This is a genomic window from Streptomyces sp. NPDC001822 (assembly GCF_042892135.1).
Taxonomy (GTDB): domain Bacteria; phylum Actinomycetota; class Actinomycetes; order Streptomycetales; family Streptomycetaceae; genus Streptomyces.
In genome coordinates this window covers 211,817-228,196 of the sequence record NZ_JBIATW010000004.1, presented here as the reverse complement: position 1 = coordinate 228,196, position 16,380 = coordinate 211,817, and the positions used below count along the sequence as shown (strand labels likewise).

The window sequence follows — 16,380 nt, the reverse complement described above, 5'->3', positions numbered from 1 at the left end:
GGGGCCGCCGGGACCCCGAGCGGGTGTCCGGACGGCCCCGGCGACCCTAGAGCGGGGTCACGTACGCCCCCGAGATGCCGCCGTCGACGAGGAAGTCGCTGGCGTTGACGAACGAGGAGTCGTCGCTTGCCAGGAAGGCGACGGCGGCCGCGATCTCCTTCGCCTCGGCGAACCGGCCCAGGGGGATGTGCACGAGCCGGCGCGCCGCCCGCTCCGGGTCCGTGGCGAACAGCTCCTGCAGCAGAGGGGTGTTGACCGGGCCGGGGCACAGGGCGTTGACCCGGATCCCCTCGCGGGCGAACTGCACCCCGAGCTCCCTGGACAGGGCGAGGACGCCGCCCTTGGACGCGGTGTACGAGATCTGGGAGGTCGCGGCGCCCATCCGGGCCACGAAGGACGCGGTGTTGATGATCGAGCCGCGGCCCTGGCGCCGCATGTACGGCAGGGCGGCCTTGCAGCAGAGGTAGACGGAGGTGAGGTTGACGTCCTGGACCCGCTTCCACGCCTCCAGCCCGGTCGTGAGGATCGAGTCGTCCTCGGGCGGCGAGATGCCGGCGTTGTTGAAGGCGATGTCGACGGAGCCGTAGGTGTCGTCGGCGGCGGCGAAGAGCGCCTCGACCTGGTCCGGGTCGGTGACGTCCACCCGTACGAAGGTGCCGCCCACGTCCTTCGCCACGGCCTTGCCCGCGTTCTCGTCGATGTCGCCGCAGACGACCCGGGCTCCTTCGGAGGCGAGTCTGTGCGCGGTGGCGAGGCCGATGCCGCTGCCCGCCCCGGTGATGACGGCGGTGCGGCCGTTCAGGCGGCGGCAGATGTTCGCTTCGTCTGTGCTCATTGCGTGTCAGGCCTCCGTGCCGATGAAGACGTTCTTGGTTTCGGTGAAGGCCGCGAGGGCGTCGGGCCCCAGTTCACGGCCGAGTCCGGACTGTTCGTACCCGCCGAAGGGGGTCCAGTAGCGGACGGCGGAGTGGGAGTTGACGGACAGGTTGCCGGCGCGGACCGCCCGGGAGACGCGCAGCGCCCGGCCCACGTCGCGGGTCCAGACCGAGCCGGCCAGGCCGTACTCGGTGGCGTTGGCCAGCCGGACGGCGTCGGCCTCGTCGTCGAAGGGCAGCACGACGGCGACCGGCCCGAAGACCTCCTCGGTGGCGACGGGGGCGTCGGGGGCGACGCCGGTGAGCACGGTCGGCGGGAACCAGAATCCGGGGCCGGTGGGCGCGCTGCCCCGGATGCCGTCCGCGTCCTCGGGCACGAGCGTCCGGACGCGCTCCAGCTGGGTCCGGGAGATCAGCGGGCCCATCTGGGTCTTCTCGTCCGAGGGGTCCCCGACGACCACGGCGGCGACCGCGGGCAGGAGGAGTTCGAGGAAGCGGTCGTGCACGGACCGCTGGACCAGGATGCGGGAGCGGGCGCAGCAGTCCTGGCCGGCGTTGTCGAGGAAGGACATGGGGGCGGAGAGCGCCGCGGCCTCGATGTCGGCGTCGGCGAAGACGATGTTGGGGCTCTTGCCGCCCAGTTCGAGCGTCACCCGCTTCACCCGGTCGGCGCACTTCGCCATGACCTGCTTGCCGACGCGGGTCGACCCGGTGAAGACGATCTTGGCGACACCCGGGTGCTGGACCAGGGCGTTGCCCGCCACGTCCCCGGCACCGGGGAGCACCTGGAAGAGGTGCTCGGGCAGCCCCGCGTCGAGTGCCAGCCCGGCCAGGTGCAGGGCCGTGAGCGGAGTGGTCTCGGCCGGTTTGAGGAGTACGGCGTTCCCGGCCGCGAGGGCGGGGGCGGCGCCCCACGCGGCGATCGGCATCGGGAAGTTCCACGGGGCGATCACGCCGACGACGCCAAGCGGTTCGAGGAAGGTGAGGTCGATGCCGCCCGGCACGGGGATCTGGCGTCCGGTCAGGCGCTCCACTCCCCCGGCCGCGTAGTCCAGCAGGTCCCGGACGTTCGCGGCCTCCCACCGGGCGTTGCCCAGGGTGTGGCCGGCCTCGGTGACCTCCAGCCGGGCCAGTCGTTCGCCGTGCTCGTCGACGAGCACGGCGAAGCGGCGCAGCAGGCGCGCCCGGTCGGCGGGGGCCAGCGCGGCCCAGGTCCGCTGGGCGGCGGCGGCACGGGTGACGGCGGTGGCGACCGCGGCGGCGGTGGTGGCCGGGACGGTGGCGACGAGCTGCTCGGTCGCCGGGTCGAGGACGTGGTGCTCGTGGATCACGGGTTTCCTCACAGGCGTTCGAAGGAGCGGCGGAGTTCCCAGTCGGTGACCGCGGCGTCGAAGGCCTCCAGTTCGACGCGCGCCATGTTGCGGTAGTGCGCGACGGTCTCGTCGCCGAAGGCCTCCCGGGCGATCTCGCTGGTCTCCCAGAGGCCGGCGGCTTCGCGCAGGGTGGTGGGCACCTGGTCGTATCCGGCGGTGTAGGCGTTGCCCTCGCAGGCCTCGGGGAGTTCGAGCGCGTTCTCGATGCCGTGGAGTCCCGCCGCGACGAGTCCGGCGACGGCGAGGTAGGGGTTGACGTCGCCGCCGGGCAGGCGGTTCTCGAAGCGCAGGGAGCGGCCGTGTCCGACGACGCGGAGGGCACAGGTGCGGTTGTCGTGGCCCCAGGCGACGGCGGTCGGGGCGAAGGAGCCGGGCTGGAACCGCTTGTAGGAGTTGATGTTCGGCGCGTACAGCAGCGAGAAGTCGCGCAGGGCGGCGAGCTGGCCCGCGAGGAACCGGCGCATCACGGGGGACATCGTCCCGTCGTCGCCCGCCATGACGCTGTGTCCGCCGGCGTCCTGGAGGGAGAGGTGGATGTGGCAGGAGTTGCCCTCGCGCTCGTTGAACTTGGCCATGAAGGTGAGCGAGACGCCCTCCTGGGCGGCGATCTCCTTGGAGCCGGTCTTGTAGACGGCGTGCTGGTCGCAGGTGACGAGGGCTTCGTCGTAGCGGAAGACGATCTCGTGCTGGCCGGGGTTGCACTCGCCCTTCGCGGACTCGACGGTCAGCCCGGCGGCGGCCATCTCGTTGCGGATGCGGCGCAGCAGCGGCTCGATGCGGCCGGTGCCGAGGACGGAGTAGTCGACGTTGTACTGGTTGGCCGGTGTCAGGCCTCGGTAGTCGCGGTCCCACGCCTGCTCGTAGGTGTCCTTGAAGACGATGAACTCGAGCTCGGTGCCGACGTGGGCGGTGAGTCCGTGCGCGGCGAGCCGCTCCAGCTGCCGCCGGAGGATCTGGCGGGGCGCGGCGACGACGGGTGTCCCGTCCTCCCAGGAGAGATCGGCCATGACCAGCGCCGTGCCGTCGTGCCAGGGGACGCGGCGCAGGGTGGCGAGGTCGGGGCGCATCGCGAAGTCGCCGTAGCCGTCGGACCAGGAGGACATCGCGAAGCCGTCGACGGTGTTCATGTCCGTGTCGACGGCGAGAAGGTAGTTGCAGCCCTCGGTGCCGTGTTCGAGCACCTCGTCCAGGAAGAACGCCGCCGCGAACCGCTTTCCCTGCAGTCTGCCCTGCATGTCGGGGAAGGCGAGGACGACGGTGTCGATCTCACCGCTCGCGACGAGCCCGCGAAGCTCCTCGACCTGGAGCGGGGGTGTTCGGTCTGCCACGGGATACTCCTCGTTCGGTCAGCCGGAAGGCTTAAGGTATGGGAGAAAACCATTGGGGGGAAGGGGATCGTGGCGTGGCGGAGGAGACCGGGGAAGCGGGGCCGTCCGAGCGGCTGCTGCCCGCGCTGAGACCGGTGCGGGCGGGCAACGGCTTCGAGGAGGCGCTGGAGCGGATACTCCAGGTGGTCCGGCTCGGCCTGGTCCCCGCGGGCGGACGGCTGCCCGCCGAGCGCGAGCTGGCCGGTCTGCTCGGCGTCAGCCGCGTCACCCTGCGCGAGGTGCTGAAGGTGCTCCAGGACCAGGGGCTGCTGGAGGCCAGACGCGGCAGGTACGGCGGTACGTTCGTGCTCCCCCGGCCCGGCGGCGCCGACGGGGACGAGCTGCGCCGCAGGGTCGCGGACACCGACATCGAGGACGTGCTGCTCTTCCGCGAGGTGCTGGAGGCGGGCGCGGCCGGGCTGTGCGCGTCGCGCGGGCTCGACGACGCGGGGGCGGACCGGCTGCGCACGGCTCTGGCGGCGACACACGAGGCACCTCTGCCCGACTACCGCAGGCTCGACACCCTCTTCCATCTGACGCTGGCCGAGCTCTCGGGCTCCCCGTCCCTCGCCGCCCGGTACGCGGCGGTCCGGGCGACCGTCAACGACCTGCTGGACTGCATCCCCCTGCTCGTACGCAACCTGGAGCATTCGCAGGCCCAGCACACGGCCCTCGTCGAGGCGGTGCTCGACGGCGACGAGGAGGCGGCCCGCGCCGTGACGCGGGAGCACTGTGCCGGGACGGCCGCGCTGCTCAGGGGTTTTCTGGCTTGATCCCGCTCTTCCGGATCACCGCTCTTGCGCGGCGGCCCGCGACGAACAAAGGTGTGTCGCGACACCATTGCACCGGGCCGGCCCGCAGGCCGGCCGCCGGAGGGACCGCACCATGCACGAACCGCTGATCGGCGTGACGACCTATCTGGAGCCGGCGGCTCGCTGGGGCGTCTGGGAACTACCGGCGGCGGTGCTCCCCGCAGCGTATCCGCGGCTCGTGCAGCGCTCCGGCGGTCTGGCCGCCCTGCTGCCCCCGGACGCCCCGGAACGTGCCGCGGACGTCGTGGCCCGGCTGGACGGACTGGTCATCGCGGGCGGGGCGGACGTCGACCCCGGGCTGTACGGCGCGGAGCGCGACTTCAGGACGGGCCCGCCCGCCCATGAGCGCGACTCCTGGGAGGTCGCCCTGCTCCGCGCGGCGCGCGCCGCGGGCACTCCGGTCCTGGGGATCTGCCGGGGCATGCAGCTGCTGAACGTGGCCCTGGGAGGCACGCTGACCCAGCATCTGGACGGCCACGCGGGCCCGTTCGGCAAGGAGGGGGTCCTCGGCGAGCACACGGTGACCCCGGTGCCCGGAACGCTGTACGCGTCACTGGTGCCCGAGGAGGCGTCCGTACCGACGTACCACCACCAGGCCGTCGACCGTCTCGCGCCGGGTCTGGTGGTGTGCGCCCACGCGGCGGACGGCACGGTGGAGGCGGTCGAACTTCCGGGCGACCAGTGGGTGCTGGGCGTTCAGTGGCACCCGGAGATGGGCGACGACCTGCGCATCATGCGCGCCCTGGTGGACGCGGCCCGTGCGGCTTCGGCAGCGGCGCGGCCCGTGGCGGAACGGGCCTGACACACCCGGCCGGCCATCTCCCCGCCCCGTCGCGCCGGTTCAGCCGCGCGCGGGTCCCGAGGGATGCGCGGTCAACGAGAGCAGGTCCCGGGCCGGGCCGGTGGGCCGGTGCCCCGCGGGCCAGACCGCGCGCAGCTGCCGGCGCAGCCGGACCCCCGCGACGGGGATCTCGACCAGGCGCCTGGCCGCGAGCTCCTCGTCCAGCGCGAGTTCGCTCAGCACGCAGGGTCCGGCGCCGCTCTCGGCGGCCCCCTTGACCGCGGTGGTGGACGAGAGCTCCAGCAGGGGGCGCGCCAGGCCGCCGTGCACGGCGAGCGCGGCGTCCAGCACCTGCCGGGTCCCGGAACCCGGTTCGCGCAGGATCAGCGGGGTCGCCGCCAGCTCGCGGGGGGTCAGCTGCGTGCGCCGGCGGGCCCAGGGGTGCGGTGGGGCGACCACCACCACGAGGCGGTCGTGCGCGATGACGGTTCCGTCGAGCCCCTCCGGTACCGACAGGCCCTCGACGAAGCCGAGGTCGGCCTCGCCCGCGAGGAGCCGCTGCGCCACGGCGGCGGAGTTCCCGGCGAGCAGGGACACCGCCGTGTCGGGACGCCCGGCCCGCAGGGCGATCAGCCACCCGGGCATCAGGTACTCCGCGATGGTCATGCTGGCGGCGACCCGGAGCCGGGAGTCCCGCCGGTCGCGCAACGCCTGCGCGCCCGCGTCGAAGGCCTCGGCGGCCTCGACGACCCTGCGCGCCCAGTCGGTGACGAGGGCGCCCGCGTCGGTCAGCCGGGAGCCGCGGGGCGAGCGGTCCAGGAGCGCGACGCCGAGCTGCTTCTCCATGGACCGGATGCGGCTCGACGCCGCGGGCTGGGTGATCCCGACCTCCCGCGCGGCGCCGCCGAGGCTGCCGTGCCGGGCGACCGCGAGCAGCAGGACCATGGCTCCCAGGTCGGGCACCCGGTGACGCAGCCCGGCCGCGGCACCGGCACCGGGAGTCGGCACAGGGCGGGCGGGAGGCACCGACGAGTCGGCGGGAGGGACCGAGGAAGACATAAATACAGCTTATGACCTCATAGGTCCGGACTCCCTGGTGGCCCTCGCCCCGGCCGCCGAACATGGTGGCATGGCCATCCATTCGCGGACCCGCGCTCCGCACGCCCCGCCCGCCACCGTCGCCCAGGCGGACTCCGGCCCCGACGACGCGACCGCCCGGCGGCTCCCGTTCCTGCGGCACCTGGGCCCGAACTGGTACGCGACGGTCATGGGCACGGCGATCGTCGCCACGGCCGGGGCCGCTCTGCCCGTCCATGTGCCCGGGCTGCGCGGCCTCTGCGTCGCGGTGTGGGCCGGGTCCGCGCTCCTGCTCGCCGCGGTGCTCACTGCGCGCGCCGGCCACTGGATCCACCACCGCGACCGGGCGCGGGCGCATCTCCTGGACCCCGCGGTGGCCCCCTTCTACGGCTGCGTGCCCATGGCACTGCTCGCCGTCGGTGCGGGAACCCTCGCGGTGGGCCGGGACGTCGTGGGCCACCGGGCCGCCGTCGCCGTGGACACCGTGCTGTTCACCGCGGGCACCGTCGCGGGCCTCGCCTGCGCCGTCGTCATCCCGTACCTGATGATCGTCCGCCACCGTCCGCGGCCGGGCAGTGCGTCGCCGGTGTGGCTGCTGCCGCTGGTGGCGCCCATGGTCTCGGCGGCCGTCGGCCCCCTGCTGGTGCGCGAGCTGCCGCCGGGCCAGGGACGGGAGGCGCTCCTGCTGGCCTGTTACGCGATGTTCGGGCTGTCCCTTCTGGCGACCCTGGTGGTCCTCCCGCTCGTCTTCTCGCGGCTGGTCCACGAGGGCCCGCTGCCGCTCGCGCTCACCCCTGCGCTCTTCCTCGTGCTCGGTCCCCTGGGACAGTCGACGACGGCCGTCAACCAGCTCGCCGACGTGGCGCCCGGAGCGATCGCGGCGCCGTACGCCCCCGCCTTCGGTGCGTTCGCCGTGCTGTACGGGGTCCCCGTGATGGGGTTCGCCCTGCTGTGGCTCGCCCTGTCCGGAGCGTTGGTCGTCCGGGCGATGCGGCGCGGGATGGGCTTCACGATGACGTGGTGGGGGTTCACCTTCCCGGTCGGCACCTGCGTCACCGGCGCCGCGGGGCTGGCCCGGCACACGGGACTGACCGCCTTCACCTGGCTCGCCGTGGCGCTCTACGCGCTGCTGGTCACCGCCTGGGCCTTCGCCGGTGTGCGCACACTGGGCGGACTGTTCAGCGGAGCGCTGCTCGCAGCACCCCGGCCGCCTCGGCCAGCGACGGTCCGTACCACGTGAGGTGCCGGCCATCGACGAGTACGGCCCGGAGGCCGGGGAACGCCTCCGGGCCGTCCGCCGCGGTGAAGCGGTAGGGCTCGTCGGGCAGCACGACCAGCTCGGCCCCGGAGGCGTTCAGCTCGGCCGGCGGCACGCGGGGGTAGCGCTCCTCGTGGCCGGCGTACACGTTCCGCACCCCGAGCCGGGCGAGCAGGTCCCCGGCGAAGGTGTCCCGCCCCAGCACCATCCAGGGCCTGCGCCAGACGGGCACGATCGCCGGGCGCCCGACGGGGGCGGGAGGCAGGGCGGCCCAGGCGGCCCGGGACTCCCGCAGCCAGTCCGGCTCCGGCAGGGCGCACGCCGTGAGGACCCTTTCCAGCTCGGAGAAGGCCTGGTCCAGGGTGCGGACCTCGGTGACCAGGACGTTCAGTCCCGCATCCCGCAAGGCGTCCAGATCCGCAGGCCGGTTCTCCTCCTCGTTCGCGATGACGAGGTCCGGGCGCAGAGCCACGACGGCAGCGGTGTCGGGGTTCTTCGTGCCCCCGATCCGCGGGACGGTCAGCCCGGCGGGGTGGCTGCACCAGTCGGTGATTCCGGCGAGCAGGCCCGGGCCGGTGACGGCGACCGCCTCGGTGAGCGACGGGACGAGGGAGACGACGCGCATGCCCCTGCCCCGTCAGCGCCGTGCGTCGTACGTCGCGTCGATGTGCTCGGCGACCGAGACGACCAGCAGCCGGGTGCCGGGGCCGGTCGCCCGCCAGCGATGGCGGACCCCGCCCGAGAGGAAGAGGCTGTCACCCCGGCCGAGCCGGTGCGCCCTGCCCTCCGCCTCGACCTCGACGGCGCCCTCCACGACGTACATCACCTCGTCGTTGCGGTGCTGGAACTCGCGGCCGAGGTCGTGTTCGCCGGTGAACTCCAGGGCGCTGAGCTGATGGCGGCCGCGCACCAGGCGCCGCACACCGTCCTCGTCGTCCGCCCGCACGACGTCCACGGCGCGCGCCGAGTCCGCCGCCGCCCTCAGCCGCTCGGTCGTGGTCTCCAGCGCCTGAGCCACCCGGTCCAGCGACCGGGGGCTGGGTCTGGCCCGTTCGTTCTCGATCTGGCTGAGGAACGGCACGGACAGGCCGCTGCGCCCTGCCACCGCGGCCAGGGTGAGTCCGAGGGTCCTGCGGCGTCGGCGAACCGCGGCACCCACTCGAAGGGCTTCCTTGTCGTCCATGTCCGGCTCCCTCCCCGGTTCACCATCCTCCCGGTTGCCAGCACCCTACGCATGTCGTTCGCGTGACGGAGCCGAAGCCTGCGAACCCGGGCGGACGGGAGATCCTCGGGGACTCCCTCCGACCAGCCTGAAGGGGGCGGCCCGGGTTCGCTACCCGGGCCGCCCCCTTCGTGACTCGCCTGCCGTGGACGGGAGGGGTCAGGCGACGGGCGCCAGCTTCGCCACGACGTCAGGGTTGGCGTCCATCCAGCGGCGGGCGGACTCCTTCTCCTTGCCGGCGCCGCCCTTCTGGAGCTCCACCTCGAGCGAGGCCAGCTGCGCCTCGCTGAGCTTGAAGTCCTTCAGCCACCCGGTGAGCTCGGGGAAGTCCTTCGCGAAGTCCTTCTTGGCTACCGTGTGGATCTGCTCGCCCTTGCCCCAGGCGCCCTTCGGGTCCTTGAGCTTCTTCAGGTCGTGCTTGCCGTAGGCCCAGTGCGGCGACCACAGGGTCACCACGACCGGCTCCTTCTTCTTGATCGACCGGTTCAGCTCGGCCAGCATCGAGGACGTGCTGGAGGAGACGACCTTGTACTCACCTTCGAGGCCGTACTCCTTGAGCACCTTCTTGTTCAGGGTGCCCATCATCCCGGCGCTCGACTCGATGCCGATGATCTTGCCGTTGAACTTCTTGCCCTGACCCTTGAGGTCGTCGAGCGAGTCGATGCCCTTGACGTACGAGGGAACGGACAGCTCCAGCGACGTCGGCCCGTACCAGGAACCGAGGTCCGTCAGGTCGTCCTTGTACCGGTCCCAGTAGTCCTTGTGCGTGGTCGGCAGCCAGGAGTCGAACTGGACGTCCAGCTGGCCCTGTGCGAGGCCCGTGTACAGCGGGCCCGGGTCGAGCTGCTTGACCGTGGTCCTGTACCCCCGGTCCTCCAGCATGTTCTGCCACAGGTAGGTGGTGGCGATGGCCTCGTCCCACGGGAAGTACCCCATGTCGACGGTCTTGCCCGCATCCTTGCCCTGCTGCGTGCCGCCACCCGGGACCGGTGCGAGCTTGTCGACGAGGCCGGGGTTCTTCTTCAGCCAGGCGCGGACGCCGTCCTGCTCCTGGCCCTGACCGGCGTTCTGGATCTCGTTCTCGAGACCCGTGAGCTGCTTCTCGGTGAGCTTGAAGTCCTTGAGCCACTTGGCCACGGTGGGCGACTTCTTCGCGAAGCCCTTGTGCGCGACGGTGTGGACCTCTTCGCCCTTGCCCCAGGCACCCTTCGGGTCCTTGAGCTTCTTCAGGTCGTGCTTGCCGTAGGCCCAGTGCGGCGACCACAGGGTCACCACGACCGGCTCCTTCTTCTTGATCGACCGGTTCAGCTCGGCCAGCATCGAGGACGTGCTGGAGGAGACGACCTTGTACTCACCTTCGAGGCCGTACTCCTTGAGCACCTTCTTGTTCAGGGTGCCCATCATCCCGGCGCTCGACTCGATGCCGATGATCTTGCCGTTGAACTTCTTGCCCTGACCCTTGAGGTCGTCGAGCGAGTCGATGCCCTTGACGTACGAGGGGACCGTCAGCTCCAGCGACGTCGGCCCGTACCAGGAACCGAGGTCGTCGAGCTGGGCGCTGTACTTGTCCCAGTAGTCCTTGTGCGTGGTGGGCAGCCAGGAGTCCGTCTGGAAGTCGATGTCGCCGCGGGCGACACCGGAGTAGAGCGGCCCGGCGTCGAGCTGGGTCATCCCGGTCTCGAAGCCGCGCTGTTCCAGGATCTCCTTCCACAGGAACGTGGAGGCGATGCCCTCGTCCCAGGGGATGTAGCCCATGTTGATCTTCTGGCCCTTGCCGACGTCGGCGCCACCGGCCTGCGCGGCCTTCGAGTCTCCGGAACCGGCGATGTTGAGGCCGCCCGCGACAAGCGCGAGGACGATCACACCGGTCATCGCGACGGCGGTACCCGGCTTGTAGTGCGCGAACTTCAGCCGTCGCGCACCGGCGGCGACCTTGGCGGCGGCGCGGCGGCCGAGCGGGGAGACCCGCTCGTTGAGCGCGCCGGTCATCCGGTCCAGGTACATGGCGAGGATGACGACCGCGATGCCGCTCTCGGCGGCGAGGCCGACCTGGAGCTGGGTGATCGCCGCGTACACCTTCTCGCCGAGGCCGCCGGCGCCGGCCATGCCGCCGATGACGACCATCGACAGGGCCAGCATGATGACCTGGTTGATTCCGGCCATGATCGTCGGCAGGGCGAGCGGCAGCTGCACCCGGGTGAGGGTGTGGTTGGGCGTGGTGCCGAAGGCCTCGGCGGCCTCGACCAGCTCGCCGTCGACCTGGCGGATGCCGAGCTCGGTCATGCGGACACCGGGCGGCATCGCGAAGACGATCGTGGCGATGACGCCGGGGGTGACGCCCACACCGAAGAACATGACGCCGGGGATCAGGTAGACGAAGGCGGGCATCGTCTGCATGACGTCCAGCACCGGCCGCAGCGCGGCGCTGACCCTGCTGTTGCGCGCGGCCCAGATACCGGTGGGCACCGCGATCACGATCGTGATCACCGCGGCCACGACGACCAGCGAGAGGGTGGCCATCGCCTCGTCCCAGAGGGCGAGGGAGTCGATGAGCGCGAAGCCCGCGAAGGTGAGGACGGCGGGGATCGCGCCGCGCAGCCAGAAGGCGATGACGGCGAAGATGGCGGCCATCAGCAATGGTTCGCCGCCGCCCAGCACGGCGTACACGCCGTCGTACATCCCGCCGAGCACGGCCTTGATCGCGTCGAAGATCCAGGTGAGGTTCGACTGGAGCCAGTCGACCGCGTCCTCGACCCATGAACCGAAGGAGATCCTAGGCACCGGCGATCACCTTCTCCTCCATGGCCTCGACCCGGGCGGCGGGCACCTGGGTACCGGCCTGCGCCTCGACCCTCGGTTCCTCGCCGAGCGCGGCCAGAAGCCGCTCGCGCGGGACGACGCCTATGAGGCCGCCGTCTTGGTCGGTGACGGCGACGTCCGCACCGCTGGTCGAGCAGGGGGCGAAGAGCTCCGCGACGGGCGTCTGCGACGTGACGGTCGCGGGTGCCTCGGCCAGCAGATCCGCGTGGGAGACGCCCGCGCCGGGCACCTCCATGATCGAGCCGGCGGTGAGCACCCGGGAGCGGTCCACGTCCTGGATGAAGGAGGCCACGTAGTCGTTCGCGGGCCGTACGAGGATGTCCTCGGCGGTGCCCTGCTGGACGATCTCGCCGTCGCGCATCACGGCGATGCGGTCGCCGAGGCGCATGGCCTCGTTGAGGTCGTGGGTGATGAAGACGATCGTCTTCTTCAGCCGCTTCTGCAGCTCCAGGAGCTGGTCCTGCATGTCGCGGCGGATCAGCGGGTCGAGCGCGCTGAAGGACTCGTCCATCAGCAGCAGGTCGGCGTCGGTGGCGAGTGCGCGGGCCAGGCCCACGCGCTGCTGCATGCCGCCGGAGAGCTCGTCCGGCCAGGACTTCTCCCAGCCCGCGAGACCGGTCAGCTCAAGTGCCTGTGCGGCCCGCTCCTCCCGTTCGGCGCGTGCCACGCCCTGGACCTCCAGGCCGTACGCGGCGTTCTCGAGGACGCTCCGGTGGGGGAAGAGCGCGAAGTGCTGGAAGACCATGCTGATCTTGTTCGAACGTACGCCGCGCAGCTCGCGGGGGCTCAGGGCGGTGAGGTCCTGGCCGTCGAACAGCACGCGGCCGGCCGTCGGCTCCAGGAGCCCGTTCAGCATCCGCAGGAGCGTGGACTTCCCGGATCCGGAGAGCCCCATGACGACGAAGATGTGTCCCGGTTCCACGGTGAACGAGGCGTCGATCACCGCTGCGGTCGTTCCGTCGGCGCGCAGCTCGTCGCGGTGGGCACCGTTCTCGAGCTTCTGCACGGCTTGATCGGGTCGTCTGCCGAACACCTTGTACAAGTGCTCCGCTTGCAGCCTTGACACATACACCTCACGCGTTGAACCGAAACGGTCCGCCACCCCCGCCGGCAGACCGTGGAGCGGTGCGGATTCGGTCCGCAGAGCACGGGCCATCCGTCGAGAAATGGACGTGGTCCGCTCCGGTGCCGCGCCTGCCCGCACTTACGCGACCCAAACACTTGTGTGATCCAGCTCACTCGAAACGCCGCCCGATCCGGGAACCACGCGCCCGCGGGCCGGTCACGGCCGCGGCCTCACGCGCCTGCCGCACCCGGCCCTGTCGGCGGGGTGCGGCATCATCGGGGTGTGACGCGACGCCTGATGCTCCTCGACACCGCTTCCCTGTACTTCCGCGCCTACTTCGGCGTCCCGGACTCGGTGCGCGCACCGGACGGCACCCCGGTGAACGCCGTGCGCGGACTGCTGGACTTCATCGCCCGGCTCGTGCAGGACCACCGGCCCGACGACCTGGTCGCCTGCATGGACGCCGACTGGCGCCCGCAGTGGCGGGTCGACCTGATTCCGACCTACAAGGCCCACCGGGTGGCCGCGGAGACCTCCGAAGGCGTGCCGGACGAGGAGGAGGTCCCCGACACCCTCTCCCCGCAGGTCCCGGTGATCGAGGCCGTGCTGGACGCTCTCGGCATCGCCCGGGTGGGCGTCTCGCCGTACGAGGCGGACGACGTGATCGGCACACTGACCGGGCTCGCCGCCGGGCCCGTGGACATCGTGACCGGGGACCGCGACCTGTACCAGCTGGTGGACGACGCCCGCCGGGTGCGGGTCCTCTACCCGCTGAAGGGCGTGGGGACGCTCCAGGTGACGGACGAGGAGTGGCTGCGCGGCAAGTACGGCGTGGACGGCGCCGGGTACGTCGACCTGGCCCTGCTCCGCGGCGACCCGAGCGACGGCCTGCCGGGGGTCCCCGGCATCGGCGAGAAGACGGCGGCGAAGCTGCTGGACGCCTACGGCGACCTGGCCGGGATCATGGCCGCCGTGGACGACCCCGCCTCCCGGCTGACGCCGTCCCAGCGCAAGCGGCTGGACGAGGCCCGGGACTACGTGGCGGTCGCCCCGAAGGTCGTCCGTGTCGCCGGCGACGTACCCCTGCCGGAGTTCCGGGCGGCCCTCCCCCGCGAGCCCCGCGACCCCGCCGCGCTGGAGGAACTCGCGAACCGCTGGGGTCTGGGTGGCTCGTTGCAGAGGCTCCTGCTCACACTGCAGACCTGAGGGTGTAGCTTAGGTAAACCTAAGTCCACCGGACCTCAGGCATGTCCAGACGCAGGGAGAACCTCGTGGCAGAGCGGCCGCAACGCCGGACCCCGACAGCGCAGGGGGCTCAGGTCCTGCACACCGAGCGGATCACCCCGCACATGGTGCGCGTGGTCCTCGGCGGCGAAGGGCTGGACGGTTTCGCCCTCGCGGGCTTCACCGACCACTACGTCAAGCTGTGTTTCGCGCCCGAGGGCGCCGACTACGCCCACCCCTTCGACATGGCCGCCATCCGCGAGGAGCAACCGCGCGAGCTGTGGCCCACCACCCGGACGTACACGGTGCGCTCCTGGGACCCCCGTGCCCGTGAGCTCGCCGTCGACTTCGTGGTGCACGGCGACGAGGGCCTCGCCGGCCCCTGGGCGGCGCGGGCGCAGCCGGGCGACCTGGTGACCTTCCTGGGCCCCGGAGGCGGCTACGCCCCCGAGGCGTCGGCGGACTGGCACCTTCTGGTGGGCGACGAGAGCGCCCTGCCCGCGATCGCGGCCGCGCTGGAGCAGATGCCGGCCGGCGCGCGGGGCCACGCCTTCGTCGAGGTGCAGGACGCGTCGGAGGAACAGAAGCTCGATGCTCCCGACGGCGTCTCGCTGACGTGGCTGCACCGCGGTGCCCGTCCGGTCGGCGAGGGTCTGGTCGCGGCGGTGGCCGGGCTGGACTTCCCCGAGGGCGAGGTGCAGGCATTCGTGCACGGCGAGGCGGGCTTCGTGAAGGAGATCCGGCGCCATCTGCGCGTGGAACGCGGCATACCGCTCGCGCGGTTGTCGATCTCGGGCTACTGGCGGCTCGGCCAGAACGACGACGCCTGGCGCGCGGTCAAGCGCGAGTGGAACGCGCAGGTGGAACGCGAACAGGAGAACGTCGCGTAAGGCACCAGCAGAGCCGGGAGCCCGGTCGCCGTCCCGACGGCGACCGGGCTCCCGGCGTCGCGTCACCCGGGGACGGCGCGCTCGGGGACGGTGCGGGCCCTCCCGCCCTCCGTGCGGGCGGACGCCGGACGTCCCGCTGACGCGTGCGTGTTCGGGGGGAGGGCGTGCGAAGATGTCCGGCCGCCCACCAATCCGCATGGCCGCCGGCTCCGAATCACCTGGAAAACCGATGCGTGCTCCGGGAGGAACGTCCGCGTGAAAGAAGCAGTACACATCAGCGGGATCCCCACGGCGGGGCCCGACCTCCAGGAGCTGCTCGTCCAGGTGGCACGGGGTGACCAGGACGCCTTCACCCGGGTGTACGACCAGGTCAGCGGGCCGGTTCTCGGCCTCGTGCGGAGCGTGCTCCGCGATCCGGCCCAGTCGGAGGAGGTGGCACAGGAGGTGCTCGTCGAGGTCTGGCGCACCGCTCCCCGCTACCAGCCGTCCCGCGGGAGCGCCATGAACTGGGTGCTGACGCTGGCTCATCACCGGGCCGTGGACCGTGTGCGCTCCGCCGAGGCGACGGCCGCGCGGGAGCACAGGGCCGCGCTGCTCGACCGCACACCGGAGTTCGACGAGGTGTCCGAACAGGTCGAGTCCCGGCTCGAACGGGAGCAGGTCAGGCGCTGTCTGCGGACGCTCTCGGAGATCCAGCGGCAGTCCGTGACCCTGGCCTACTACCAGGGCCTGACCTACCGCGAGGTGGGCGAACTGCTGTCCGTGCCGCTGGGAACCATCAAGACACGACTGCGCGACGGGCTCATCCGGCTGCGCGACTGCCTGGGGGTGAACGCATGAGCACCGCCGAGCTGCACACGCTGACCGGGGCCTATGCCCTGCACGCGCTGCCGGACGACGAGCGGGTCGCGTTCGAACGCCACCTGGGTGCCTGCGAGGCGTGCAGCCAGGAGGTACGGGAGTTCTCCGCCACCGCCGCCCGGCTCGGGCTCGCGGTGTCCGCGGCCCCGCCGCCCCCGCTGAAGGAACGGGTGATGCGCGAGATCACGACCGTACGCCAGGAGGCGCCCTCCCAGGGGCGCGGTGTGCGGGCCGGGTCGTCCACCGGCCGGGCCGGCAGGTGGACGACGTACGCGCTGGCCGCGTGTGTGGCCGCGGCCGCCGCGCTCGGCGGAGTGGCCGTGTGGCAGAACCAGGTCGCCCAGGACGCCCGGCAGGAGGCGGCCCGGGCGCGGCAGCACAACGAGCGGGTGGCTCAGGTGCTGACCGCGCCGGACGCCTCGACCAGCGCCTCGGACCTGGCGGACGGCGCGCGGGGCACGGTGGTGGTCTCGAAGAGCGTGAACCGCGCGGTGTTCCTGGCCTCGGACCTGACGCGGCCACCGGGCGGCAAGGTGTACCAACTGTGGTTCAACGACGCCGGCACCATGCGCTCGGCCGGTCTGATGGACCCGGCGGTGACCGACGAGACCGTGCTGCTGGACGGCCCCGTGGACCGGGCCTCCGGCATGGGCATCACCGTCGAGCCGGCGGGCGGTTCGGACGAGCCGACCTCGCAGCCGGTGGCCCTGATGGAGTTCGGCGGCGCCTGAACCGCCCCGCCCACGCGTGTGCC

Annotated in this window: 15 protein-coding genes; 7 read left to right on the top strand and 8 right to left on the bottom strand. The window is 72.1% G+C overall.

Annotation, left to right across the window (positions count from 1 at the left end):
- Positions 1-46: 46 nt before the first annotated feature.
- The 3 genes from ACFYY2_RS11815 to ACFYY2_RS11805 are packed head-to-tail and all read right to left on the bottom strand — an operon-like array spanning position 47 to position 3,576.
- Complete coding sequence (locus ACFYY2_RS11815; protein WP_388740563.1) at positions 47-835, bottom strand: 3-oxoacyl-ACP reductase; 789 nt, start codon at positions 833-835, stop codon at positions 47-49.
- 6 nt (positions 836-841) lie between these two features.
- Positions 842-2,206 (bottom strand): aldehyde dehydrogenase family protein, encoded by a 1,365-nt coding sequence (locus tag ACFYY2_RS11810; protein WP_388740560.1) that lies wholly within the window; start codon positions 2,204-2,206, stop codon positions 842-844.
- 8 nt (positions 2,207-2,214) lie between these two features.
- The gene (locus ACFYY2_RS11805) at positions 2,215-3,576 is read right to left on the bottom strand and encodes a glutamine synthetase family protein (protein WP_388740558.1); all 1,362 of its coding nucleotides are present in this window, start codon (positions 3,574-3,576) and stop codon (positions 2,215-2,217) included.
- Between the two features lie 38 nt (positions 3,577-3,614).
- Here ACFYY2_RS11805 and ACFYY2_RS11800 point away from each other — a divergent pair, with 38 nt between their 5' ends.
- Both ACFYY2_RS11800 and ACFYY2_RS11795 read left to right on the top strand, forming a co-directional pair.
- Positions 3,615-4,388 carry a FadR/GntR family transcriptional regulator gene (locus ACFYY2_RS11800; protein ID WP_388740556.1) on the top strand — a complete coding sequence of 258 codons (774 nt, stop codon included), beginning with the start codon at positions 3,615-3,617 and terminating at the stop codon, positions 4,386-4,388.
- 112 nt (positions 4,389-4,500) lie between these two features.
- The gene (locus ACFYY2_RS11795; RefSeq protein WP_388740553.1) at positions 4,501-5,229 is read left to right on the top strand and encodes a gamma-glutamyl-gamma-aminobutyrate hydrolase family protein; all 729 of its coding nucleotides are present in this window, start codon (positions 4,501-4,503) and stop codon (positions 5,227-5,229) included.
- 39 nt (positions 5,230-5,268) lie between these two features.
- Here ACFYY2_RS11795 and ACFYY2_RS11790 read toward each other — a convergent pair whose 3' ends face one another.
- Positions 5,269-6,153: a LysR family transcriptional regulator gene (locus ACFYY2_RS11790; RefSeq protein WP_388741321.1), complete on the bottom strand. Its 885-nt coding sequence runs from the start codon at positions 6,151-6,153 to the stop codon at positions 5,269-5,271.
- Between the two features lie 184 nt (positions 6,154-6,337).
- On the opposite strand from ACFYY2_RS11790, the gene ACFYY2_RS11785 reads away from it, so the two are divergent.
- On the top strand, positions 6,338-7,525 hold the full coding sequence (locus ACFYY2_RS11785) for a TDT family transporter (protein WP_388740551.1): 1,188 nt from the start codon (positions 6,338-6,340) through the stop codon (positions 7,523-7,525).
- Here ACFYY2_RS11785 and ACFYY2_RS11780 read toward each other — a convergent pair.
- The 4 genes from ACFYY2_RS11780 to ACFYY2_RS11765 all read right to left on the bottom strand — a co-directional run bounded on the left by ACFYY2_RS11780 (position 7,464) and on the right by ACFYY2_RS11765 (position 12,651).
- On the bottom strand, positions 7,464-8,168 hold the full coding sequence (locus ACFYY2_RS11780; protein WP_388740549.1) for a helical backbone metal receptor: 705 nt from the start codon (positions 8,166-8,168) through the stop codon (positions 7,464-7,466). The two genes, ACFYY2_RS11785 and ACFYY2_RS11780, sit on opposite strands and share 62 nt — an antisense overlap.
- Before the next feature lie 12 nt (positions 8,169-8,180).
- Positions 8,181-8,726: a helix-turn-helix domain-containing protein gene (locus ACFYY2_RS11775; protein WP_388740546.1), complete on the bottom strand. Its 546-nt coding sequence runs from the start codon at positions 8,724-8,726 to the stop codon at positions 8,181-8,183.
- A gap of 198 nt (positions 8,727-8,924) precedes the next feature.
- Positions 8,925-11,546 carry an ABC transporter permease/substrate binding protein gene (locus ACFYY2_RS11770; protein ID WP_388740543.1) on the bottom strand — a complete coding sequence of 874 codons (2,622 nt, stop codon included), beginning with the start codon at positions 11,544-11,546 and terminating at the stop codon, positions 8,925-8,927.
- Positions 11,539-12,651, bottom strand: coding sequence for a glycine betaine/L-proline ABC transporter ATP-binding protein (locus ACFYY2_RS11765; RefSeq protein ID WP_388740541.1), 1,113 nt, complete (start codon positions 12,649-12,651; stop codon positions 11,539-11,541). Before ACFYY2_RS11765 ends, ACFYY2_RS11770 begins: the two co-directional genes overlap by 8 nt.
- Before the next feature lie 297 nt (positions 12,652-12,948).
- Here ACFYY2_RS11765 and ACFYY2_RS11760 point away from each other — a divergent pair, with 297 nt between their 5' ends.
- The 4 genes from ACFYY2_RS11760 to ACFYY2_RS11745 all read left to right on the top strand — a co-directional run bounded on the left by ACFYY2_RS11760 (position 12,949) and on the right by ACFYY2_RS11745 (position 16,357).
- On the top strand, positions 12,949-13,857 hold the full coding sequence (locus ACFYY2_RS11760; protein ID WP_388741318.1) for a 5'-3' exonuclease H3TH domain-containing protein: 909 nt from the start codon (positions 12,949-12,951) through the stop codon (positions 13,855-13,857).
- A gap of 65 nt (positions 13,858-13,922) precedes the next feature.
- Complete coding sequence (locus ACFYY2_RS11755; protein WP_388741316.1) at positions 13,923-14,765, top strand: siderophore-interacting protein; 843 nt, start codon at positions 13,923-13,925, stop codon at positions 14,763-14,765.
- A 255-nt stretch (positions 14,766-15,020) separates the two neighbouring features.
- Positions 15,021-15,605, top strand: coding sequence for a sigma-70 family RNA polymerase sigma factor (locus tag ACFYY2_RS11750; RefSeq protein ID WP_388740538.1), 585 nt, complete (start codon positions 15,021-15,023; stop codon positions 15,603-15,605).
- Complete coding sequence (locus ACFYY2_RS11745; protein ID WP_388740535.1) at positions 15,602-16,357, top strand: anti-sigma factor domain-containing protein; 756 nt, start codon at positions 15,602-15,604, stop codon at positions 16,355-16,357. Before ACFYY2_RS11750 ends, ACFYY2_RS11745 begins: the two co-directional genes overlap by 4 nt.
- The last annotated feature ends 23 nt before the right edge of the window (positions 16,358-16,380 follow it).